This window comes from Myxococcus xanthus, from assembly GCF_006402735.1.
Classification (GTDB): domain Bacteria; phylum Myxococcota; class Myxococcia; order Myxococcales; family Myxococcaceae; genus Myxococcus; species Myxococcus xanthus_A.
On the sequence record NZ_CP017174.1, the window covers coordinates 90,537 to 114,055 of the forward strand.

General features: G+C 68.5%; 17 protein-coding genes. 10 read left to right on the forward strand and 7 right to left on the reverse strand.

The window, feature by feature from the left end; translation table 11 throughout:
• The first annotated feature begins 26 nt into the window (after positions 1-26).
• The 4 genes from BHS09_RS00395 (at position 27) to BHS09_RS00410 (ending at position 5,874) form a co-directional block, all read left to right on the forward strand.
• Positions 27-671: a glutathione S-transferase family protein gene (locus BHS09_RS00395; protein ID WP_140796873.1), complete on the forward strand. Its 645-nt coding sequence runs from the start codon at positions 27-29 to the stop codon at positions 669-671.
• 104 nt (positions 672-775) lie between these two features.
• Positions 776-1,345, forward strand: a complete 570-nt coding sequence (locus tag BHS09_RS00400) for a TetR/AcrR family transcriptional regulator (protein WP_140796874.1) — start codon at positions 776-778, stop codon at positions 1,343-1,345.
• Between the two features lie 237 nt (positions 1,346-1,582).
• Entirely contained in the window at positions 1,583-2,719 is a 1,137-nt protein-coding gene (locus tag BHS09_RS00405) for an efflux RND transporter periplasmic adaptor subunit (RefSeq protein WP_237080103.1), read from the forward strand.
• Between the two features lie 14 nt (positions 2,720-2,733).
• On the forward strand, positions 2,734-5,874 hold the full coding sequence (locus tag BHS09_RS00410) for a multidrug efflux RND transporter permease subunit (protein ID WP_140796875.1): 3,141 nt from the start codon (positions 2,734-2,736) through the stop codon (positions 5,872-5,874).
• Positions 5,875-5,922: 48 nt separating this feature from the next.
• Here BHS09_RS00410 and BHS09_RS00415 read toward each other — a convergent pair whose 3' ends face one another.
• From BHS09_RS00415 to BHS09_RS00440, 6 genes are all read right to left on the reverse strand, one after another.
• Positions 5,923-6,291: a metal-sulfur cluster assembly factor gene (locus tag BHS09_RS00415; RefSeq protein WP_140786568.1), complete on the reverse strand. Its 369-nt coding sequence runs from the start codon at positions 6,289-6,291 to the stop codon at positions 5,923-5,925.
• Positions 6,284-7,360 carry an amidohydrolase family protein gene (locus BHS09_RS00420; protein WP_140786569.1) on the reverse strand — a complete coding sequence of 359 codons (1,077 nt, stop codon included), beginning with the start codon at positions 7,358-7,360 and terminating at the stop codon, positions 6,284-6,286. Before BHS09_RS00420 ends, BHS09_RS00415 begins: the two co-directional genes overlap by 8 nt.
• 42 nt (positions 7,361-7,402) lie before the next feature.
• On the reverse strand, positions 7,403-9,679 hold the full coding sequence (locus BHS09_RS00425; RefSeq protein WP_174260472.1) for a hybrid sensor histidine kinase/response regulator: 2,277 nt from the start codon (positions 9,677-9,679) through the stop codon (positions 7,403-7,405).
• Positions 9,680-9,844: 165 nt separating this feature from the next.
• Positions 9,845-10,591 carry a class I SAM-dependent methyltransferase gene (locus BHS09_RS00430; RefSeq protein WP_140786571.1) on the reverse strand — a complete coding sequence of 249 codons (747 nt, stop codon included), beginning with the start codon at positions 10,589-10,591 and terminating at the stop codon, positions 9,845-9,847.
• A 13-nt stretch (positions 10,592-10,604) separates the two neighbouring features.
• Entirely contained in the window at positions 10,605-11,834 is a 1,230-nt protein-coding gene (locus tag BHS09_RS00435) for a type II toxin-antitoxin system HipA family toxin (RefSeq protein ID WP_140786572.1), read from the reverse strand.
• Position 11,835: 1 nt separating this feature from the next.
• Positions 11,836-13,509, reverse strand: coding sequence for a DUF262 domain-containing protein (locus BHS09_RS00440; RefSeq protein WP_140786573.1), 1,674 nt, complete (start codon positions 13,507-13,509; stop codon positions 11,836-11,838).
• A gap of 451 nt (positions 13,510-13,960) precedes the next feature.
• Between BHS09_RS00440 and BHS09_RS00445 the strand changes: the two genes are divergently transcribed.
• From BHS09_RS00445 to BHS09_RS00460, 4 genes are all read left to right on the forward strand, one after another.
• Positions 13,961-15,442, forward strand: coding sequence for a M20/M25/M40 family metallo-hydrolase (locus BHS09_RS00445; protein ID WP_140796877.1), 1,482 nt, complete (start codon positions 13,961-13,963; stop codon positions 15,440-15,442).
• 86 nt (positions 15,443-15,528) lie between these two features.
• Positions 15,529-16,698: a hypothetical protein gene (locus BHS09_RS00450; protein ID WP_237077901.1), complete on the forward strand. Its 1,170-nt coding sequence runs from the start codon at positions 15,529-15,531 to the stop codon at positions 16,696-16,698.
• Entirely contained in the window at positions 16,695-17,465 is a 771-nt protein-coding gene (locus tag BHS09_RS00455) for a hypothetical protein (protein ID WP_140786575.1), read from the forward strand. Before BHS09_RS00450 ends, BHS09_RS00455 begins: the two co-directional genes overlap by 4 nt.
• Positions 17,466-17,653: 188 nt before the next feature.
• The gene (locus tag BHS09_RS00460) at positions 17,654-17,980 is read left to right on the forward strand and encodes a hypothetical protein (RefSeq protein ID WP_140786576.1); all 327 of its coding nucleotides are present in this window, start codon (positions 17,654-17,656) and stop codon (positions 17,978-17,980) included.
• A gap of 12 nt (positions 17,981-17,992) precedes the next feature.
• Here the strand turns inward: BHS09_RS00460 and BHS09_RS00465 are convergent, their stop codons facing one another.
• Entirely contained in the window at positions 17,993-19,726 is a 1,734-nt protein-coding gene (locus BHS09_RS00465) for an MDR family MFS transporter (protein WP_140796878.1), read from the reverse strand.
• 275 nt (positions 19,727-20,001) lie between these two features.
• Here BHS09_RS00465 and BHS09_RS00470 point away from each other — a divergent pair, with 275 nt between their 5' ends.
• Both BHS09_RS00470 and BHS09_RS00475 read left to right on the forward strand, forming a co-directional pair.
• Entirely contained in the window at positions 20,002-22,041 is a 2,040-nt protein-coding gene (locus BHS09_RS00470; RefSeq protein WP_237080104.1) for a lysyl oxidase family protein, read from the forward strand.
• Positions 22,042-22,288: 247 nt separating this feature from the next.
• Positions 22,289-23,515 (forward strand): ABC transporter permease, encoded by a 1,227-nt coding sequence (locus BHS09_RS00475; RefSeq protein WP_140786578.1) that lies wholly within the window; start codon positions 22,289-22,291, stop codon positions 23,513-23,515.
• The last annotated feature ends 4 nt before the right edge of the window (positions 23,516-23,519 follow it).

The window sequence follows — 23,519 nt, forward strand, 5'->3', positions numbered from 1 at the left end:
CCGCTCGCCGACCAGGAGACATCACGATGATGACCATCAGCGCGTTCAAGTGGGTTCCGCCGTTCGCACAGGGACTGGTGAGGGACCTCCGGGTGCGGTGGGCGCTCGAAGAGGCGGGGCTGCCGTACCAGGTGCGGCTCATCGACAACAAAGTCCAGGCCTCGCCCGACTACCGCAAGCTCCAGCCCTTCGGTCAGGTGCCGGTGCTGGAGGAGGACGGCCTCGTCCTCTTTGAATCAGGCGCCATCGTCCTCCACATCGCCAACAAGTGTGAGGCGCTGCTGCCGGCGGACGCGGCGGGCAGGGCTCGCGCGGTGACGTGGCTCTTCGCGGCGCTCAACTCCATTGAAATCATGATTCAGCCGCTCGCCGAGGTGGACCTGTTCTTCGCCCAGGAGGAGTGGGCGAAGCTGCGCAGGCCGGGCGTCGTGGAAGCGCTGAAGGAGCGCCTGGGCGAACTCGCGGCGCATCTGGGTGAGCGCGAGTACCTGGAGGACCGCTTCAGCGCGGGCGACCTGATGATGGTGACGGTGCTCCGCATCCTTCGGCACACGGACGTGCTCGACGGCTTTCCCACGCTGAAGGCCTACAAGGAACGCTGTGAGGCCCGGCCCGCGTTCCAGCGCGCCCTGGCGGCCCAGATGGAGCCGTTCCAGCAGCCTCGCGCTTGAGCGTCTGGGGGACCAGCCGGACGTAAGTGCCTGAAATGAGGGGCCTTTCGAGGCCCTAAAATGAAGGTTGAAAAGAATCCATCCGGACGGCATGTTTCGGGCGCATGACGAGCGCGCACCAACGCAAGAAGCAGCCCGACGTCATCCGCGCGCAGCTTCTCCGCGCCGCGGCGGAGCTCGTCACGCAGGGGGGGACCCAGGCCGTGACGCTCGAGGCTGTCGCGGCCCACGCGGGGGTGACGAAGGGCGGCCTCCAGCATCATTTCAAGAGCAAGCAGCTGCTGCTCGACGCGCTGTTCGATGAGATGAACCAGCAGTTCATCGAGTCGTTCCACGCGAACATCGCGGACGACCCGGACGCTCATGGGCGCGAGGCACGTGCGTATCTCCGTGCCATGGTCTCCAGCCCCGCCAACCCCGAGCAGATCCGGGGATTGAGGGCGCTGATTGGAAGCATGATGGTGGAGCCCGACCTTCGTGAACGCTGGAACTGCAGCTGGCAGGAAGACCTCCAGCTGAAGTCCGGTGAGGTCAGTCCCCAGGACATCAATTCCCTCATCTGCCGACTCGCGGCTGACGGCTTGTGGCTCGCGGACCTGCTCGAGGACCAGGGAATCGGGCCTGAGGTGAGGGCCGCGGTCATCCGAAGGCTTGAGGAACTCACACGGGAGTAGGCGCCCATCACCGTCAGTGTGTCCGCATCCGGCTGACACCTCGGTCCGGAGTTCGTCTGTCAGGAGTCTCCGTGAGGGGGCCGTCAGTGACGGGCTTGTGCCTCGATATGTCTCATTCGTCATGTCATCTGCGCTGGAGCAGGTGGCGCTTCATTCCCTGGTTGCTGGCGAACCAGGGCGCGGCTTTGTGAGAAAAGTATGTTTTTGCGTATCTCTCGACGTTTTCGCCAGACGACAATGCCTATCAACAAGTCGACGAGCCTTCTCCTCGCTTGGACGCTGCTCCCGCTTCTCGCTTGTGACGGCAAGCAGGAGGAAGCGGCCTTCGCACCGCCGGTCCAGGAGGTGTCCACGCTGAAGGTGAAGGGGGAGGCCGTTGTCCTTCACGACGAATTCCCCGCGCGTGTCTCCGCGTTCCGGGTCGCGGAAGTCCGCCCGCAGGTGGGTGGGCTCGTGCGCAGCCGGCGCTTCTCCGAGGGCGACACGGTCCAGAAAGGGCAGCCGCTCTACCAACTGGAAGCGGCGGTGTTCCGCGCGAACGTGGAAGGCGCGGCGGCGGCCCATTCGGCCAGTGAGGCCGGGCGGCTCCAGGCGGAGTTGCATGCGGGGCGCATCCAGTCCCTCTTCGAAAAAGGCGCGAGCACCCAGCAGGCCCACGATGACGCCCGGGCCGCGCTCGCCATCGCGAACGCGGAGGTGGCGCGTGCCCGCGCGGCGCTGGACAGGGCCCGCGTCGACCTGGACTACGCCACGATTACCGCCCCCATCGCGGGGCACATCGGCATCTCCCAGGTCAACGAAGGCGCGCTCGTCGGCCCCGCGGATGCCACGCCGTTGAGCGTCATCCAGCAGATTGACCGCGTCTTCGTCGACATCAAGTCACCCGTGGAGCGCGCGGCGGGCTTGCAGTCACTCCAGGGAGGCACCGGAGAGGTGGGAGCGGAGGTCATCGTGCTCTCCTCGGCGGGGACGCCCTATCCGGAGCGCGGCCGGGTCCAGTTCTCGGACATCTCGGTCGACCCCGGTTCCGGCGAGCTTACGGTGCGCGCCCTGGTCCCCAACGCGCAACGCAAGCTCCTGCCAGGCATGTTCGTGAAGGCGCGCGTCGTGCTCGGAGAGGTGGCCGATGCGCTCCTCGTTCCCCAGCAGGCCGTGCTTCACGACGCGCAGGGCCAGGCGCAGGTCTTCATCATCCGAGAGGACAACACCGCGGAGGCGCGCAACGTCCGCGCCGGCCGCATCGTCAGCGGACGTTACCTGGTGGAGGAAGGACTCTCCGCCGGAGAGCGTGTCGTGGTCGAGGGGCAGGACCGTCTTGCGCCAGGCCAGCAGGTCACCCCCGTCGAGTGGCAGCACGCCCCGGCCTCGCGCTGAACCTGGAGTAAGCCGTGCCAAGATTCTTCATTGAACGCCCGGTCTTCGCCTGGGTGATTGCCATCTTCATCGTGCTCGCCGGAGCCATCTCCATTCCCCGGCTTCCCATCGAGCGCTACCCGTCCATCGCGCCGCCGAGCGTGACGATTACCGCCACCTATCCCGGCGCCACGCCGGCCGCGATGAACGACAGCGTCGTGTCGTTGATTGAGCGCGGCCTGTCCGGCGTGAAGAACATCCTGTACTTCGAGTCGTCGAGCGACACGTCGGGCGTCGCGCAAATCGTGGTGACGTTCGCGCCCGGAACGGACCCGGACCTGGCGCAGGTCGACATCCAGAACCGCCTGAAGACAGTCGAATCGCGGCTGCCGCAGATGGTCCGGCAGCTCGGGCTCCAGGTGGAGACGACCACCACCAACTTCCTGCTCTTCTCCACGCTCGTGTCGAGCGACGGCCGCTACGACGAGGCCGAGCTGGGTGACTTCCTGAGCCGGAACGTGGTCGAGGACCTGCGGCGCGTGCCCGGCGTGGGACGCGTCCAGCTCTTCACGCCGGCCCGCGCGCTGCGCGTCTGGTTGGACCCGGAGCGGCTCATCTCGCATGGAATCTCCGTGGACGAGGTCGCGGCCGCGATTCGCGCCCAGAACGCGGAGGCGTCTCCCGGACGGCTGGGGGACATGCCCGCGGTTCCAGGCCAGCGCGTCACCACCCCCCTGATGCTCCAGGGGCAGCTCCTGGACGTCGCGGACTTCGAGCGCGTCATCATCCGGGCCAATCCGGATGGTTCGAACGTGCTGCTCAAGGAACTCGCCAAGGTGGAGCTGGGGCCCCAGAGCTACGCCTCATCCACCCGGCAGAATGGGAAGAACGCCGCCACGTTCGGCGTGCAGCTGGCCCCGGGGGCGAACGCGCTCGATACCTCCGAGCGCATCCGCGAGCGGATGGCGGACCTCTCCCGGGCGTTCCCCGCGGGCGTCGAGTACACGATTCCGTATGACGCGGCGCCGTTCGTGCGCGTCTCCATCCAGAAGGTCGTTCAGACTTTCTTCGAGGCGATGCTGCTCGTCTTCGCGGTGATGTATCTCTTCCTGCAGAGCGTGCGTTACACGCTGATTCCCGCCATCGTCGCGCCCATCGCGCTGCTGGGAACCTTCGCGGTGATGCTGGCGTCGGGGTTCTCCATCAACGTCCTGACGATGTTCGGCATGGTGCTGGCGATTGGCATCATCGTCGACGACGCCATCGTCGTGGTCGAGAACGTCGAGCGCATCATGGCGGAGGAGGGGCTGTCCCCCCTCGAGGCCACGAAGAAGGCGATGAAGGAAATCACGGGCGCTGTCATCGGCATCACCCTGGTGCTCACGTCCGTGTTCATCCCCATGGCGTTCGCCACGGGCTCCGTCGGCACCATCTACCGCCAGTTCAGCCTGGCGATGGCCGTGTCGATTCTCTTCTCCGCGTTCCTCGCGCTCACGCTCACCCCGGCGCTCTGCGCGACGCTGCTGCGCCCGGTGGAGCCCGGCCACGCGGGGAAGCGCCGCGGCTTCTTCGGCGGGTTCAACCGGCTGCTGGAGCGGGTGACGGGGCGCTATGCGAACTGGACCCGGGCCATTGTCGGACGCCTGGGCCGGGCGTTCTTCGCGTACGCGGTGGTGGTCGCGATGGTCGCCCTGGCGTTCTGGCGGCTGCCGGGCGCCTTCTTCCCGGAGGAGGACCAGGGGTTCCTCAACGTCTCGGTGCAGCTCCCGTCAGACGCCACGGCCGAGCGGACGAACAGCGTGCTCGGGGAACTGGAGTCCTTCTTGAGCGAGCGCAAGGGCATCCAGGACGTGCTGACCATCCAGGGCTTCGGCTTCTTCGGCTCGGGGGCGAACGCCGGTCTCATGTTCGTGATGATGCGCGACTGGGACCAGCGCCAGGGTGAGACGGCGGCGGGTGAGGTCGCCGCCGCCAACGCGCGCTTCGCCTCTCCGCGCGAGGGCATGGTCATCAACGTGCTTCCGCCCGCGGTGGACGGGCTCGGCAACAGCGCGGGCTTCGCCATGCGGCTGGAGGACCGCTCCGGACACGGCACCAAGGCGCTCAACGACGCCATGAACCACGTCCTCCGGCGTGCCTCGGAGAGCCAGGTCATCGCCTTCCCGTATCAGGAGGGCTTGCCGGAGGGCTCGATGGTGCGAATCCAGGTCGACCGCGAGCGCGCGGCGGCGCTGGGTGTGTCGTTCGCGGAAATCAACTCGGTCATCTCCACCGCGCTGGGGTCGACGTACGTCAACGACTTCCCCAACAAGGGCTACATGCAGCAAATCATCCTCCAGGCGCGCGCGGAGTCCCGCATGCAGGTGGAGGACGTGCTCAAGCTCCCCGTGCGCAACGCGCGCGGGCAGATGGTGCCCCTGTCCTCGGTGGCCGAGCCCATCTGGGAGCGGGGGCCCATGCAGTTGGTCCGCTACAACGGCTACCCCGCCGTGCGCATCGCCGGAGCGGCGGCACCCGGCTTCAGCAGCGGTGACGCCATGGCGGAGATGGAGCGCATCGCTGGCGAGCTCCCACCCGGCTTCGCGGTGGAGTGGACGGGGCTCTCCTTCCAGGAGCGGCTCTCCGGCTCGGAGGCCCCCATCCTCCTGGCGCTGTCGATGCTCGTCGTCTTCCTGGTGCTGGCGGCGCTCTACGAGAGCTGGTCGATTCCGCTGTCGGTCATGCTCGTCGTGCCGCTGGGACTCATCGGCGCGCTGGTGGCGGTGATGTCTCGCGGGTTGATGAACGACATCTTCTTCAAGGTGGGCCTCATCACCATCATCGGCCTGTCCGCGAAGAACGCGATTCTCATCGTCGAGTTCGCCAAGCAGCTCGAGGAGCAGGGACGTTCACCGCTCCAGGCCGCGGTGGAGGCGGCGCGGCTGCGCTTCCGTCCCATCCTGATGACGTCGCTCGCCTTCGCGCTGGGCGTGGTGCCGCTGGTGGTGGCCAGCGGCGCGAGCGCGGAGACGCAGCGGGCCATCGGCACGGGCGTGTTCGGCGGCATGGTGTCCGGCACCGTCCTGGCCATCTTCCTGGTCCCCGCCTTCTACGTCGCCGTGCGGAGCCTGCTCAGACACCGCGCCTCCGCCACGGCGGCGCCGTTGGTGAAGGAGGAACCGGCGGGGAATCACTGATGCGGTCGCTGGCGGGCACGCACCCGCCCGCCAGCGCCGCGGCACGGCTCAGGAGCGGCGCTGCGCCGAGTCCTGGGGCAGCAAGCGGCCACCCAACATGGTGATGCGCTTGGCCGCGAGCCGCTGGCGGGCCTCCGGCTCGATGTCCTGCGGCGTCCACTTCAGGTCGTGGTCGAACTCCACGTTCACCGTGGTGACGCCGTCCACCGCCAGCAGCCGCTGCTCGATTTCCCGCATGAAGTAGGCGGCCATCATGCACATGGGCGAGGTGATGTGCAGGCGCACCGTCACCTGGCCCTCCGTGCGCTTCACGGACTCAATCAGCCCCATCTCCCCGATGCCCAGCGGCACGCCGGTGGCGCAGCTGCACGGGTCCGGGATGTCCTGGATGCGCTCGCGCAGGGCCTGCTCACTCATACAGGCTCTCCCGGTAGCCGTACGGCTGGATGTTGCCGCGCGCCTTCAGCTTCGCGAACTCGTCGTTGGCGATGTTCTTCTTCACCGCCTCCACGTCCACGCCCGCGTAGCGCGCGTAGTTTCCGCCCAGAATCAGCCGCTTCACGTCCGGCGTCACCTGCATGCCCGCCACCTGCACCAGTTCGTCCGGCAACTGGAAGTCATGCCAGAACTTGTGCAGCGCCGGGTGCGGGTGGCTGAACACCGTCCCGGAGCCCCACATGATTTTCTCCGGGCCCGCCCACTTCAGCAGCGCCGCCAGGGACTCGGCGAACCAGCGCTCGCGCTTCACGATGAGCGCGCCCGTCACTTCCAGGTTGACGTACACGTTGGGGAACAGCGACAGCTGCATGCCCGTCTCGTCCAGGAAGGCCATGCCGCCGTGGACGATTTCGAAGTTCAGGTCGGGGAAGGCATCCGCCGCCCCGCCGATGTCATCCACCTTGTAGGGCTCCAGCGGCACCGCGCCCATGGGCAGGCCCTTGTGCACGGCGATGTTCTTGATGCCCAGCTTCTGCGCACGCTCGAAGAGCGGGAAGGCGATGCTCGGGTCATCCATGCGCCAGCCCGTGTGGCGGAACTTGTCGCCCAGCCACGCCGCCGGGTAGAGCTTCAGGCCGCTGGGCTTGAGCGTTTCGTACTGCTGCTCCAAATCATCCAGCGCTGCCGTGCCGCGCAGCGGGTCCACGCCCGCGTACACCAGGAAGCGGTGGGGATAGTTGCGGTGAATCTCCAGCGTCTTCTCATAGGAGCACAGGCCGTCGTGGTACAGCGTCTGGAGCGGCAGCACATGGTGCACCGCCAGGTCGACGCCGCTCTCCACGAAGAGCAGGTGCGCCAGCTCCCTCACGGACCAGTTCTTCAGGAAGCCTTCCGCCGTGGGGACGCGGTGCGTCTCCCCGGACAGTCCGCTGTGCAGCCCCCAGATGAGTCCCGCGAGCGACTCGGCGTACTTGCCGGCGCGGTAGTTCGTGGGATGGAGGTTGTAGGCGTGTGTCACCGCATCGATGACGAAGTTGCCGTCAATCACCCGAGGACTCCTTTCACAGTTGGGCCGGGAGGACGCCCGGCGTCATTCGCTACCACGAGAGGCACCCAGGAGCTGTCCCAGGCCCTGATGAATCGACTCCACGTCGAAGGGCTTCTCAATCTGCAGATTCGGCACGCGCTCCAGGAACTGACGGGCGCGCGTGGTGTACGAGCCGCCGGTGATGAAGATGAAGCGCTCGGCGATGCCGTCCCCGCGCTCGCGGACGCGCTCGTAGACGTCCATGCCGGAGATGCCCGGCATCATCAGGTCGCAGAAGACGGCGTCGAAGGGCGCGCCCGACGTCAGCACCGCCAGCGCGTCCTCGCCGTTGTTCACCACCGTCACCCGGTGCCGCATGCCGATGATGCGCGCCAGGGAGCGGCCCACCGCGGGCTCGTCGTCAATCACCAGCACCTGGCCCCGCCGCTCGGCGTGGGGCGCGGGTGCCACTGGCGCGGCCTGGGTGGGGACGGCGTCCGGCGCCGTGGGCAGGGTGACGGTGAAGGTGGTGCCCTGGCCCAGCTCGCTGCGGACGGTGATGTCACCGCCCAGCTTGCGGATGAGGCTGTGGCAGATGGACAGCCCCAGCCCCGTGCCCTTGCCCACGGGCTTGGTGGTGAAGAAGGGGTCGAAGACGCGGGAGAGCACCGCGGGCGCCATGCCGCAGCCGGAGTCGCTCACGTCCACCAGCACGCTGCCCGGCGGCCCAGCGCGGACCCACACGGTGATGTGGTGCTCCTCGGCGTTGCCTTCGGGGATGGCCTGCGCCGCGTTCACCAGCAGGTTGAGGAACACCTGGCCCAGGCGCGAGCCGTCCGCGAACACGCGGGGGACGGAATCGTACTTCTTGATGAGCCGCGCCCGGTGGCGCAGCTGGCTGGCGGCCATGTTGATGGAGAAGTCCAGCGGCTGCCGCACGTCCACCGCTTCGCGCCGCTCCTCATCCTGACGGGAGATGAACTTCAAATCCCGCACGATGTTGCGCACGCGCATGGCGCCTTCCTGCGCCTCCTTCAGCAGGGCCTCCGTGTCCTGCAGCGTCACTGGCCACGCCACGCTGCTGAGACCGCGCTCCCCGGCCCGCGTCAGCTCCGCGCCCAGGCGGCTCACGGACTCCATGGCCGAGGCCAGGTTGGCCATGACGTAGGTCAGCGGGTTGTTGATTTCGTGCCCCACGCCCGCCGCCAGCGTTCCGGCCAGCACCATGCGGTCGTTCTGCAAGAGCTGCGACTGGGCCTGCTTGCGCTCGGTGATGTCGCGCGCCATCACCACGACGGCCTCGTGCCCGTCGAACTCGATGGGGATGCCCACGCTCTCCGCGTCGTACCAGGTGCCGTCGCGCCGCAGGTAGCGGACCTCCCGCAGCGGGGCCAGCGCGCCCTTCACGGCCGCGGTGTGCACGCGGTCCTTGACGAGCTCCAGGTCATCCGGATGGACGATGCTCCAGATGGGCTTGGCCATCAGCTCGGCCGGGTCGTCGTAGCCCAGGGCCCGCAACAGCGTGGGGTTGGCGTAGATGAAGCGCCGCTGGGTGTGCACGAAGATGCCTTCGGGCGCCCGGTCGATGAGCCTGCGGAAGCTCTCCTCCGAACGGTGCAGCGCCTCCTGCGTGCGCTTGCGCTCGGTGACGTCCTCGAACGCGAACAACCGGTAGCGCATGGCGTCCCCCGCCACCGAGGAGGACGTGGACAGCCGCCGCAGGGTGCGTCCATCCGACAGCCTGGCTTCGTCCTCCACCAGTCCCGGCACGCAGCCCTGGTCCGGGGCCGCGCACAGGCGCAGGAACTCCGCCGCGTCGCCGGCCTTGAGGCAGTGGTGGATCACCTCGTCATGGGACAGCTCACCCCGCTGGATGGCGCCCTCCAACTCGGCGATGCCCCACAGCTGGCAGAAGCGGTGGTTGATGTAGTGCACCCGGCGCGTGCGGATGTCGACCAGGTAGAGGCCGAAGGGCAGGTAGTCACTCTCCGGCCAGGGGGCGGCGGACGGCTTCTCGGCCTGCCGCACCGTGCAGTAGAGCGGCTCCGACTCCGAAGCGGCGGTGATGCGCCAGGACAGAGGCAGCCAGGACCCATCCGGCCGGCGCCAGCGGCAGATGCGCGAGGTGGGGCTCGTGGAACCCAGCTTCGCGAACAGGACGGCGGCGTCTTCGATGGGGATGAAATCCTGCAAGGCCATGCCACGCAGTGACGTCAAAGACAGGCCCACCAGGTGGCCAAAGGCAGGATTGGCTTCGAGCAACACGCCATCACGGCCCAGGATGACGTAGGGCTCCGTGGACAGCTCGAAGAAGCGGTGGGCCCACTGCTCGGTCGACATGCTTCCCTTGGGTTGCCAGGGCGCAGCCAGCGCCGGCTTGGGGGGAAGGCCGGGTCATGGCATGCGAGGTGTTCGTAGATGCCTTTGCGCTTTCCAGGACATAGACACTATTTGTGGAAAAATTGCATGTCCTGATTTCGTGGATGGGGCCGCTCATACGCGGAGTCAAGGCGCTGACGGGCTGCGCAACAGATAGAACACGTAGCCGTAGGTGTGTTCGTACTGGCGATAGAGGCGGGTCTCCTGCTCGGCGGCCGAGAGCGCGGCTTCCAATGACGCGTCACCGTGGGCGCGCAGGTGTGCGACGCGCTGGAGCAGGGGCGTGTAGTAGGTGTCCCACCACGCGGAGGCGGGGAGGGTGAAGGTGTCGAGCACCTCGTAGCCCGCGGCTTCCGCGGCGGCGCGGTTCTCCAAAACCGTACCCATGGTGGGGTAGGCCTCACCCCAGAAGCGCGCGATTTCGTCAGGGCGCTCATCGGTCAGCCAGGTGCATTCGGTGATGGCGGCCACGCCTCCGGGCGCGAGCAGCGGACGCCAGCGCCGCAGGCCCGGACCGAAGCCCAGGTGGTAGATGGCGCCTTCGGACCAGAGGAGGTCAAAGGAAGCCTCGGGCAGCGACAGTGCACCCATGTCCTGCCGCTGTATTTCGACGAGCGCGTCCAGGCCCCGCTCGAGTGCCCGTGCCTGGAGTTGGTCGAGGAAGGGCCCGTGCAGGTCCACTGCGATGACCCGGGTGCGAAGCGCCTCGGCGAGCACCAGCGTCTGCGCGCCCGCGCCACAGCCGAGGTCCACCACGCGCGGGTGCGGTGGCAGTGGAGGCAGCCGTCGCAGGGCCTCCCGTGTGCAGTCGTCGCTGCCGGGGCCGTGACGGGGCAGGTCGTCATAGACGGTGAAGAAGGCGTCTTCGCTCATGGAGGGCTCCGGTTCATTGCCCCTGGAGCAGGGGCACGCGCTTCCAGTGGGCTTCGATGCGGCGGCGGCTCTCATCCGGCAGGGGCAGCTGCGCGTGAAGCGAGGACCAGGTGTCGAGCGACGCTTCCACCGCGGACTTCACCACCGGCAACACGTCACTTGTGGGCAGCGCCAGCTTGCGCGCCAGCCGTTCGAAGCTGCCCAGGGAGATGTCATCGAAGCGCTTCGACTTCGCGAAGTTGAGCGCGAGCGTGTCCGCCGGCATGTACTGGAGCGTGGACACCAAATCGTACGCGGGTGACAGCGTGGCCCGGGTGCCGTCCGGGTAGAGCAGCGACCAGTTCTTGTGGTGCGCGTCCCCGTTGCCAATGACGGCGATGAACACCAGCCGCCGCAGGAACTCGTGCAGCGCGTCCAGTCCGGCGACCTTGTAGATGACGTTGGCGACCGTCTCGTAGTTGTACTTCTTGTACTTCTCATCCGCGTACAGCCCCAGCACCTGCGTCAGGTCCTCCATGTGGACCCGGCGGCCGGGCTCGGGGCGGTCGAAGCGGCGCACGGCGTAGGCCACGTCCTCGCGCAGGGTGATGCCTTCGGGCAGGCCCTGGATGTCGGCCACGTCCAGCAGCGACACCTCGGGCACGGTGATGCCGGCGGCGCGGGCCCACGTCATCATGGAGAACTCGTTCTCCGGGACGCGGTCGTAGCGGTTGTCCGGCAGCTTCACAATCCAGTTGCCGCCGCGTCCGCCCGCCGGGAGCGTCATCGCCTTGTCCCGGCGCAGCATGGAGAACTTGAGCTGCACGCCGGCCAGCGAGAAGCGCAGCGGCTCCTGCTCCTGCGGCGCGTTGGGCGCCTGGGGCTCCTCCAGCGGCTCCAGGCCACTGAGCGACAGCACGCTGGCGGGCCGCACGACGATGGCGCCGGGCAGGTCCTCACCCAGCCGCGCGATGAGGAAGAACTCGCGCTGGCGGGCCACCTGCTCGCGTTCGGCGATGAGCTCTCGCAGCGTGCCTTCCGGGAGCAGGTTGGAGAAGAACGAAGGCAGGCGCAGGCGACTGACGTGCCGGCGCGTGAGGTCGTCCTCGAAAATCTGTCCCAGCACCGGGCGCGGGTAGCGCTGGCGGTACTCCTCCGCGATGACGAACTCGATGCGTTCGTCCTCCAGCAGCGTCAGCGTGCCGACGTGCACGTCGCCCAGGTGGACGTCGAGGATTCCGGCCGTGGTGCGGGTGGGCTCCAAGTCAGTCCTCCTCCTCGACGACCAGCGATTGGAGGGACGGACGGTCCGACTCCTCGTAGCGGGTGCGGGCCCGCAGGAACTCGATGATGTGTCTATCGATGAGCTCCATGCGCTGCATGAGGAATTCGAGCGTGCCGCCCTCGCGCAGCGTGTCGCGCATGGCGGGGGTGATGGCCTGGCTCTGGAGGACCTCGGGCGCCGGCGCGGGCTCGTCGCGCAGCACGTCCAGCAGGGGCTGGCCGGGCAGGGGCGGGTGCATCAGGTAGTTGGCGGGGGTGTAGAGGAAGGAGCGGTACAGCGCGGGGTCCAGCTTCAGCTCGGCGTCGGGCTCCTGCACGGTGAGGGACTTGAGCACGGGGCTGAGGCTGGCGGGGTCGGTGTCGCTGAAGAGCTGGGATGGCTCCAACAGGGCTCCGGTGCGCAGGTGCCGCGGCTGGAGCGAGTACAAGGCATTGAGGGCCATGCCGCGCGAGCGCAGCGCGAGGCCAAACGTCGCGGGCTGCGCGTGCTGGGCCAGCCATTCGTCGGACAGGGGCCGCACCTGCGCCAGCAGGGACTGGACGGACTGCTCCTCGTCGGGGCCGATGGCGGCCAGCAGCTCCTGCGGCGACAGGGCCCGGCTGTCGAGGAAGCTGTCCACCAGGCTGCCGCGCCAGAACCCCCGCGCGAGCAAATCCCGGGTGCGCGGCGACGGCTCCGGGTGCAGGTGGAAGAAGCGCGCGAGCAGCACGAAGTAGAGCGGGTTCGTCAGCAGGCGCCCGTGAGGGATTCCCGCGTCGCGCTTGAGGAAGATGATGACGCTGCGCAGGGCCGCTTCCGTCTGGAGCAGCGTCTGCGTGAGGTCGTCCTCCTCGCGGAGCTGCTTCTGGAAGTCCTGGGTGAAGTCCAGGCCGCGTACCGCGAGCACGGCCTTGAGCAGCAGGGATTCATCGATGCGGCCGAAGCCCAGCTCCAGCAGGCTGGTGGCCAGCGCCTTCAGATTGGGCAGCCGCGAGCCCGCGGTGCCGCCGTAGAGCGCGTTGAAGACCTCGTCGTCGGTGAGCGGCTTTCCGGAGGTGTTGAGCCGCTTGAAGATGATGCGCAGCGTCTTCTCCTCCGCGGCTTCGACGACGTACGCGGGCATCTGGTACTCGCGCGCCGCCTTGCCCAGACGGATGGCCGCGCGCACGTGCTCCGGGTTCTTCTCGCGCCCCGGGTAGCGGTCCAGCCAGCCCAGCAGCTGCTCGCTGTCGAGCACCCGGTTGAGCGGCAGCCAATGCGGAGGCGTCGGCTCGCCGTGCGCGGGCTGGACGATTTCCTGCGTGTCCAGGTCGAAGAAGAGCGTGAAGCCGTCCCGCGCGGCGGGCTCCTGCTCCGGGTGGAGGAGCACCGCGGCCAGCGCGGTGATGCGCTGCTGCCCATCCACCACCCACAGCGCCTGGCTGTGGGAGGGCGCGTCGATGCGCACCGGGCCGAAGCTCACGCTGGCGGCGGGGGCCTCGCGCTTCCAGAAGAGCAGCGTGCCGATGGGATAGCCGCGGTACACGCTGTCGAGCAAATCCCTCACATCGCCGGCCTCCCAGCGCAGGGGCCGCTGGAAGTGGGGGAGACGCACCTCGCCGCGCCGGACGCGGTCCAGCAGGTCCTCGATGCTGAATGCCGTCGCCTGGGGCCGCCGCGTCAGGGTGGATTGCATGCGCTTACCTTTGTCCGGCCTGTAACACGCCCCGCACGGGATGCCCGCCTTCCGGTGGCTGTCCTGGGGAATCGCCTGGCTTGGACAGTGACAGTGGAATCGTCTGTGTTCACCGGGTGTGAATGTTCGATTATGGGCTCGGAGGGGGAGCGTGCTTGACGGGCGCTCGCCTGCCCTTCAACATGCCGTCCACGTTTCCTCTTCGGAGTGAGACGCGGCGGCGGTGATTGCCTCCCCCAAAAGCGACACCGTCGTGGAAGTCCCAGTTGAGCCCCGCGCGCCGCGTTCCCCCTCTCGGCGCGCGGTGGCCCCTGGGATTCTCGCTCCGCCCCTCGGTTCCATGCCTGCATGACGCACGGGCGTTGTCCGCTTCCGGGCGGTGGTGACGCTCACCGTCGCTTGCGAGGCCCAGGGGCTCGACGGAGAGTGGGCGCCTCCCCTTGGAGGCCCCTTGCCCGTCGCCACCTTCATCCTGCCCGCTTCCCTCGCGCTCCAGTTGCTGTCGGGAGCCGCACCCGCCGCGAAGCCGGCGCCCAAGGCTGTCCCCGCGAAGCGCGCCGCGCCCGTGTACGCGCAGGCGACCGCCGAGAAGCTCATTGGGCCCGCGCTCACGGATGGCCATGCCTATGCGCGCCTCGCCGAGCTGACGGACGGCATTGGCCCGCGCCTGTCGGGGTCGCCGGGCGCCGAGGCCGCCGTGCAGTGGGCGCTGCGTTCCTTCAAGGCCGACGGGGTGAAGGCGTGGTTGGAGCCGGTGAAGGTGCCGCACTGGGTGCGAGGCGAGGCGTCCGGCGAGGTGCTGGCCTCCGAGCGCACGCGGGGGCACCCCCTGGCGCTGCTGGCCCTGGGCGGCAGCCCGCCCACCGCGCCCGAGGGACTCACCGCCGAGGTGGTGGAGGTGACGTCGCTGGAGCAGTTGGAGTCGCTGGGCGCGGCGGTGAAGGGGAAGTTCGTCTTCTTCAACCACACCATGACGGTGGCCGCGGACTACGGGCGCTTCGCGGGGCTGCGCTCACGAGGCCCCGCCGTCGCCGCGAAGCACGGGGCGGTGGGCGCGCTGGTTCGCTCGCTGGCCACGGCGTCGCTGCGCACGCCGCACACGGGCGCGACGAACTTCCCCAGTGAGGGGCCGCGAATCCCTGCGGCGTCGGTGGCCACGGAGGACGCGGACCTGCTCCACCGGCTGCTGGCGGGTGGCCCGGTGCGCGTGAAGCTGATGCTGGGCAGCTCCGAGCTGCCGGACGCGGATTCCTCCAACGTCGTGGCGGAGATTCGCGGCCGGGAGAAGCCGCAGGAAATCGTGCTCATCGGCGCGCACCTGGATTCGTGGGACGTGGGCACGGGCGCGCATGACGACGGCGCGGGCGTGGTGATGGTGATGGAGGCCGCGCGCCTCATCGCGAAGCTGCCGCAGGCGCCCCGGCGCACGGTGCGGGTGGTGCTCTTCATGAACGAGGAGAACGGCCTGCGCGGTGGGCGGGCCTATGCGGAAGCGCACGCCGCGGAGCTGCCTCGGCACGTGGGCGCGTTGGAGATGGACGCGGGCGGCGGGCGGCCCGTGAGCGTCAGCGTGCGCGCGGGCGAGGGCGGGCAGGACCTGCTGCGCCCGTGGCTGCCGCCGCTGACGGCGCTGGGCGTGACGCAGTTCTCCGCGCGCGAGGCGGGTGGGGCGGACATCAGCCCGCTGATGCCCGCGCGCGTGCCCTTCTTCGGCGTGGAGGTGGACAGCAGCCGCTACTTCGACGTGCACCACACGGAGGCGGACACGCTGGACAAGGTGGATCCGCAGGACCTGGCGCGCAGCACCGCCGCCGTGGCGTGGATGACGTACGCGCTGGCGGAGATGCCCGGCACGCTCACGCGTCCCGAGGCGCCGGCACCGCGTGGGCCTGTGCCGGCGCCCGCGCAGCAGTCGAAGACCTCGGGGAACTGAGGGGGCAGCTTGGGGGGAGGCCAGCCGGGACGCCCTTGGAGCGCATTGTTCGTTAATTTTGTCGATATTGGCCGTTTTCGGCCAATATGCGCACGTATCTTGCGCATATCTGCGTATTATCGACAGAGTTAATGGACTCGACTGCGGAGTTTCGAGAAGCATTCTGGAAGCAGGACCTCCGATTGCCTCGGGGGGTGGAACTCCTGCGCCAAGACGTCTTCCTGTTGCCGCGCAGAGGACCTGGTGGGCAGGCGGTCTATGAACTCGCCGAGGTGGTTCTCCCCCAGGTACGAGTGCCGGTCCTGATGGCCTACCGCGCGCCGTTGCTCCCGGCGGACGTTCACTCACTTCGGGAACGCCTGCGCGCGGCGAGCGTGGCGCTGGACCGGCGGGATGGGACCGCCGAGCGCCTGCCCGTTGTCCGCATCCCGATGATTGCGACGGATTCCGCGTCATCTGGAGTCATCGCGGCCTGCGAGCATGAAGACGTCGCATTGGTCGATCAGCGAGGAACATTCTTCCTGCGCTCAGGCAGCACCTTCATTCGTGTACAGGGGCGCGAACCGTCGCAGCGGCGTCCCCGTGAGCCGGTGTTCCACGGGAAGGGGTGCCGCATTGTCCGGACCCTGTTGCAGTCGCCGGGAGAAGCGCAGACGGTCCGCGCGTTGTCGGAGCGGACGCAGACCAGTTACTCCTATGCGTACGGCGTCGTCCGCCACCTCGTGCTCGATGGGTATGTCGAGCCGGTCGGCAAGCGGAGTGGGTTTCGGCTGAGGGCTCCCGTGCGCCTGCTGAGGGCGTGGATGGCAAGTGGCGAGAAGACCTCCGTGACACTGGACGGTTTCAACGCGCCTTCCACCACGCCGGAGTTGTTGGGGAAGGGCCTTGAGCGATTGAAGGCCCAAGGCATTCGGGGCATCTACACGCTGGCGAGCGCCTTGCTACCTGAAGAGCGCTTCGTGTCGGGACTGCCTCACGGGCTCTATCTCACGGGCTCTATCGACGCGGCTGTCGAAGCCTTCGGGCTGCGCCGGCTGATGCCTCATAACTTCTGGGTGCTGCGGGCAGAGCCCTCGGCTGAGACGGATGCCGGGGGGGTCTTCTTTTCGCCACGAACGCTTCCTCATGGCCCGGGTGTGGCGTTGCCTCAGTTGACCGTGGACTTCCATCAAAGTGGGGGGCGCGGCAAGGAGCAGGCGGATGAGCTGGTGCGGCAATTCGCACGGGCGCTGCCCATTCCAGAGGATGCGCCATGACCGAGCAGGAGCAGTTCGAAGAGATTCTGCGAGAACTGGGCGAACTCCTGCTGCAACTGGGAGATCTCTCCTGGAACGTCGTGCTCATCGGTGGGCAGGTGCTCGCGTTGGAGTCGCTCCGCAAGGGTGGGTCGGGGGTCATCGCCGTCACGACCGACACAGGAGCCGTGATTGAGCGCGGCTATTCCCACGAGCCTGATCTGCTCTTCGACATGGATGGCACCGAGTTCGGGGCGGAGCGTCTACCTGAGGTCCTCAAGCTCCGGGGGTACGAGCGAACGCGCAGTTTTCGTTGGTCGAAAACCCTTCCGGGAGGGGTGATGCACCTCGACCTGTTCGCACCTGCTGGAGTCGATTTGGAACAACTCCCCACGAACATGACGCCGCTGCCTGATGCGCGGTTGGCGCTGCGTGGAAGTCAGCCCGTGTTTCTCCCAATGGGAGAGACCTCGCTGCGAATCCGGCTGCCGGACGCAGTTGGATTCCTCTCGATGAAGGTTCGCGCCAAGTTGGAGCAGCGGCCAACGGAGACCAAGGACTGCTTCGACATCTTTGCCTACGTCAAGCTCGTGGGGCTGGATGACGTGCGCGCATCACTGAAGCAGGCCGGCGAGGAAGGGCAGGCGCTCCGTGCCAAACTGCAGCGCTTGTTCTGGAGCACGGATGCCGCAGGTGTGCTGGATATCATTGCCTATGCAGAAGGACTCGAAGAGGTCGACCGGGCTTTGCTCGCTCAGGCGGCCGTCGACTTGTTCGCGGATCTCTAAGCTCACTTCCGGTCAGTCGACGACCTCGGGAAACTGAGGGCGACTTGGGGGCCCTTGGATTTCCGAGGCACCCCTTGGAGCATGGCGTCGTCGGCGTCACGCGGGTGGTTGCTCAGCCTACGGGCCTCGTCTGCGTTGGCGTATGTCTTGCTTGGCTCGGACAGTCACTGGTTCGTGGGAGGACATTCATGATGAAGCAAGGCAAGCGTGTTCCGGGGCTGAAGTGGATCATCGCCGCGTTCATCCTGGCGGGCTGTCGTGGCGCCGAAGGCGAGGTGCCCCCGTCGAATGAATCCAGGCTGTCGTTGAAGGAGGGCCAGGTGCTCGGCCCTGCATGCACTGGAGAGCAGAAGCAATGCCCAGAGGGGCTCTCCTGCGCCTCGTTCAACCTGGGCGCTGGCCCCGAAGTCCGCTGCGTCCAGTCCCCGGAAATCTGTGACTTGTTCAAGTGCAGCAGCGGCGAGTGCGTGGTGCTGGAGAGCCACCCGATCCAGGTTCGTTGCAGCGGCTCCTGAGCCGCGCGGCCGCTACGGCTCCGGCGCGGACTGGAGGCGCCGGCGCTTGCGGCGCAGGTGCTGCTCCGGCAGGAACAGCGTCACCAGCAGCGCCGCACCGGCGATGAACAGGGCCACGTGGTACACGGCGGAGACGCCGCGAGTGAACGCCATCTTCAACGCCCGGCCCGCCGCGTCCACCGCCGCCAGCGCCTGCCGCTCCTCCGCGTCCACCTTCGCCCGGGCCTCGGGGACGACGGCCGTCCGCCGTTCGGCGTCGAACTCCGCGCGCACCCGCGCCTTCACCTCCTCCGCGCGGAACACCTGTCCGGTGGGGCCGCCTTCGCCACTGACGCCCGGCGCGGCGCGCATCACCTCGGCCTTCACGGTGTCCGGGAGCGCGGCGGTGGCCTGCGCCATGCGCGTCTCCAGCTCCGAGGACAGCGTGGACGCGAACACCGTCCCCAGCAGCGCCACGCCCAGCGTCATGCCCAACTGCCGGAAGAACGTGGCCGCCGCCGTGCCCACGCCAATCTGGTCTGGCGGCACCGCGTTCTGGATGGCCATCGTGTAGAGCGGAATCGAAGGCCCCAGGCCCAGGCCCACCAGCACCATCTTCGCCGTCACCTCCGCCTGGGTGGAGTCCGGCGTCAGCGTGAAGGCCATGACGGCGAAGCCCGCAATCAGCAGCACCAGCGAGCCCAGCAGCAGCGCCTTGTAGCGGCCCACCCGGGACACGAGCTGCCCGCTCAACACGTTCCCCGCCACCACGCCCAGCGTCAGCGGCATGACCGTGAGCCCCGAGCGCGTCGCCGACAGCCCCACCACGTTCACCATGAACAGCGGCAGGAAGACGACGCCCGACAGGAACGCCCCGCCGATGATGAACACCGCCGCGTTGCCCGCGCTGAAGGCCCGCAGGCGGAACAGCTTCAGGTCGAGCAGGGGCTCGGGCGCGCGCCGCTCCGCCCAGAGGAAGGCCGCCAGGCCCACCGCCGACAGCGCGAACAGGCCCAGGATGCGCCACGACGTCCATGCCCAATCGCCGCCGTCTTGCTTCCCCAGGCTGAGCGCCAGCAGCAGCGGCACCAGCGCCACCGCGAGCGTGAACGCCCCCACCAGGTCCAACCCACCCCGGGAATCACGCTGGGGCTTCAGCCGTGGCATGCGCAACAGCACCAGCGCCAGCGCCACCGCGCCCACGGGCAAGTTGATGAAGAACACCCAGTGCCAGCCCAGGTGGTCGGTGATGAACCCACCGGCCAGCGGCCCCACCACGCTGGCCAGGCCGAACATGGCGCCGAAGAGGCCCTGGTACTTGCCTCGCTCACGCGGCTCGAAGAGGTCGGCCACCACCGCCAGCGCGGCGGTGAACAGCGCCGCGCTGCCCAGCCCCTGCACGGCGCGGAAGAGGATGAGCGCCACCGTGGAGCGCGCCACGCCGCACAGGAAGCTGCCCGCGAGGAAGATGACGATGCCCGCGGCCAGCACCGCGCGCCGGCCCAGCAGGTCCGACAGCTTGCCCCACACGGGCACCATCATCGTCGACGCGACGAAGTACGACGTGGTGAGCCACGGGTAGAGCGAGGCGGGGATTCGCAGGTCCGCCTGGATGGCCGGCCCCGCGGTGGCGACAATCGTCTGGTCCAGCGCGGCGAGCAATAGCCCCAGCACCGCGCCCAGCAGGGTGAAGACCTTCTGGGCGCGCGTGAACGCCGGGAAGGCGGATGGCGCATCGGCGGTGGCGGGAGCGGCGGACGGGGCCATGTGTCGCGGTGGCTCCCGGGACAGGGAGCGCCAGGGGAAAGGTGGGGACGTTCCTACCAGACGGCCACCAGCAGAGCCCCTTTGCGGCACCAGATGTTTCCGTGCGGCGGCAAGATTGCGCCCGTTCCGGCGCCGCGAGGGCGCGCGCGCCGGGAGATGCCCCGCACCGGGCAAGCACTTCGCGTTGCGTGGAGTGAACGGTCTATACGCTGCGGACGTCCAATCCCAGACGTCGCGAGGGACCGGCCCGCGACGCGTTTCCCGGACAACACCCCATGCAACGCATTCGCGCTGTCGCCCTGACCTCGCTGCTGGCCGTTTCACTCTGCGCCTGTGATGACCCCGTGGAGCCGGGGGAACCCGACTCGGGCACGCCGGATGCCGGGCAGCCCGACGGAGGGGCGCCCGACGCAGGCGCTCCCGATGCGGGTGAGCCAGACGCGGGAGCCGGGGACGGAGGCACGTTCCTCTCCGAGGTGCCGCTCTGGCAGGTGGAGCACGACCCCGCGCACGCCACCGGTTGCTTCGGCCGCTCCATCGCGCTGGGCGACGTGAATGGCGATGGCCAGAGGGACCTGGTCGTCGCCGCGCCCCCGTGTCTTTCGCTCACGAGAGACCCCGGCCGGGTGTCGCTCTTCGCGGGTGAGGCGCCGTACTTCTCCACGCAGGGGGTGACGGCGGTGATGGATTGGCGCAACGCGAACTCGAGGACCAATGGCAACCGGATGACGGTGTCCACGGGCAACGTGGACGGGGACGACTTCGCGGACGTGCTCGTCTCCGGCCAGTACGGCGCGCTCGTCTTCAAGGGCCAGGCGGACCTGGCCAGCGTCTTCACCGAGCCCGCGTTCGTGGTGCCCGGCGGCGGCGTGTACAACAACGCCGTCTTCGCGGACGTCAACGGGGACGGCCTGGATGACGTGGTCAGCGTGAGGGGGCTGGCGGTGTCCGTCTTTCTGGCCACGCCCGGCGCGCCGGGCGGGCCCTTCACCCTGGTGGAGCGCGCGGAGCCGCTCTACACCGGCTCCGTCCGCCGCGCGGGAGACGTGGACGGGGATGGGGCACAGGACCTCGTGCTGTCGAGTTCGATGGGGGATGGCTATTCGCTGGTGCCTGGCTGCAAGTCCGGCAGTCCCGGGCCGTGTGAGGGCGGGCTCGCGGCGCAGCCCTTCTGGACGGTGGGCAGCCAATCGCTGAGCCTCTTCCCGGACCTGAATGGGGACGGGGTGCCGGAGCGCTTCACGGGGCCGGGCGGTGGCACGGTGCGGCTCCACCTGTCGGAGGCGGGCGGCGGTTATGCCTCCGCCCCGACGTGGTCCGCCATGGGCGACCCCGTCTTCGCGAACTTCGGCTCATCCATCACCTCGGTGGGGGACGTGGACGGAGACGGCCAGCGCCAGGACTTCGTCGTGGGCTCCGACGGGCGGCTGTACTTCTACTCACCGGCGGAAGGGGTCTCCTCGGCGCTGAATCCCGTGTGGTCCTGGCCCCGCGCGGACGTCCTGCCGCAGGGGTACGAAGGCTTCAACCGCTTCGCCGTCATCCCGCCGGGAGACCTGAACGGCGACGGCTTCGATGACCTGGTGGCGGGCTTGGCGCCCCCGACGGGGCTCGTCGGCGGGCCGGCGGGCCGGGTCGTCATTCTCGGTGGTGGCCAGGTGCCCGCGGAGCCGGCGACGGCACCGTATCTGCCGCCAGTGGCGGGATGTGGCCTGACGCTGGACCCGGAGCACGGCAAGGCGGACCTCGCCGTGGACGCGGACGTGCTGGCCCGCACGTTGTACGTGGAGCGCCGCACCTTCGCCGCTGACTCCTGCGAGATACTGGAGGGCTGCGTGCCCGCGCCCGGTGAGCGGCGCCTGCTGCGCTTCAGCACCTCCATCCAGAACCTGGGCTCGGCGGCGGCCGTGGTGCCCGGCTGGGACGAGCGGCCGGACCTCTACATCTGGGACGAGTGCCACGGCCATGACCACCTCACCAACTTCGCCCAGTACGCGCTGCGGGACGCGCAGGGCAACGAAGTCGTGGAGGGCCGCAAGCAGGGCTTCTACCTCATTGACTACCAGCGCCAGTGCGATGACGCGGCGCCCTACCTTCTCTCATTCGACCGGATGAGCATCTCCGTCGGCTGGACGGACATCTACGTCGCCGACATCCCCTGTCAGTGGATTGACATCACCGACCTGACGGACGGCACGTACTCCCTGCGCGTGGGCGTGGATGAGCAGGACATCATCGAGGAAGCGGACGTGCTCCCCAACGAGGCCATCCTGAACGTCCGCATCCAGGGCGATTCCGTGACGGTCGTCCCGTAGTCCCAGCGGCCTTCCGTTCCCGCCCCGCGTGGAGACAGGGGGTGGCCGCGCGGGCGCATGCTGGGTGTGGGGGCCGGCACGTCCCGGGAGTGGGACACCTACACGGATGGGCCGGGAACCGCTTCGCGCGGGGTTCCAGACGGATTTCCGTCACGCTGCATTTGCACCGAGGGAATGTCGCGTGCAATCACCCGTTCCGGGGCCCGTATCAACAGCGCGACGTGCAACGCAGCGGAGAAAATCTGACGTGAGCATCCGGGTCGATGTGTGGGAGGGGGCGCGCATCGCGCTGTTCTCGCTCCGTTCCAACCGCCTGCGGACCGTGCTGACGACGGTGGGCATTGGCGTGGGCGTGTGCACGCTGCTGGCCATTGTCGGCATCATCCAGGGCATCAACCGCTCCTTTGAGGACCAGCTTTCGAGCATTGGCGCCAACACGCTCCAAATCTCGAAGTTCCCCTGGACGCTCAACGGCGACTGGTGGTCGTACCGCAACCGCAAGGACCTGAGCGCGGACCTGGTGCCGCCCATCCTCAACGCGTCCGAGCACGTGCTGGCCGCGGCGCCGCTCTTCTTCGAGCGCGTGGAGGGCCGCTTCCTGGACCGCAAAATCGGCTCGGTGCTGCTGGTGGGCACCACGCCGGACTACGCCACGGTGGGCTCGTTCACCCTGGAGCGGGGCCGCTTCCTCACCCACGCGGACGTGGACAACCGGGCGCAGGTGGCCGTCATCGGCGCGGAGCTCGTGCGCTCGCTCTTCCCCGGAGTGAACCCGGTGGGGCAGCGCATCCTCTTCGAGGGCAAGCCCTTCCGCGTGGTGGGAACACTGGAGGCCAAGGGCACCATCCTGGGAGAGAACCAGGACCTGGTGGTGATGGTGCCCTTCCGCACCTTCCTGGCGCACTTCGGCAAGAAGCGCTCACCCAACATCGCGGTGGCCCTCACGTCGCCGGAGCATGCGCCAGCGGTGGTGGACAAGCTCACCGCGGTGCTCCGCCGGGAGCGCAACACGCCGCCGGGGCTGCCGGACGACTTCGCCATCAACCGGCCGGACCAGTTGGCCAGCATGTACGCGCAGCTCACCGGGGCGCTCTATGGCGCGGCCATGGGCGTGGGCCTCATCACGCTGCTGGTGGGCGGCATCGGCATCATGAACATCATGCTGGTGTCGGTGCGCGAGCGGACGCGGGAGATTGGCGTCCGCCGGGCGCTGGGGGCCCGCAAGCGCACCATCATCCTCCAGTTCCTGATGGAGGCCTCCTGTGTGTCCGCCCTGGGCGGCACCATGGGGACGGTGGTGGGCCTGGGGCTGGCGCGCATCGTGTCCTTGATTACACCCCTGGCGGCGGCGGTGGAGCCGCTGACGGTGGTGGCTGGCGTGGGGTTCGCGGCGATGGTGGGGCTGCTGTTCGGCATCTGGCCGGCGGCGCGGGCGGCGAACCTGGACCCGGTGGAAGCGCTTCGCCACGAGTGATGGA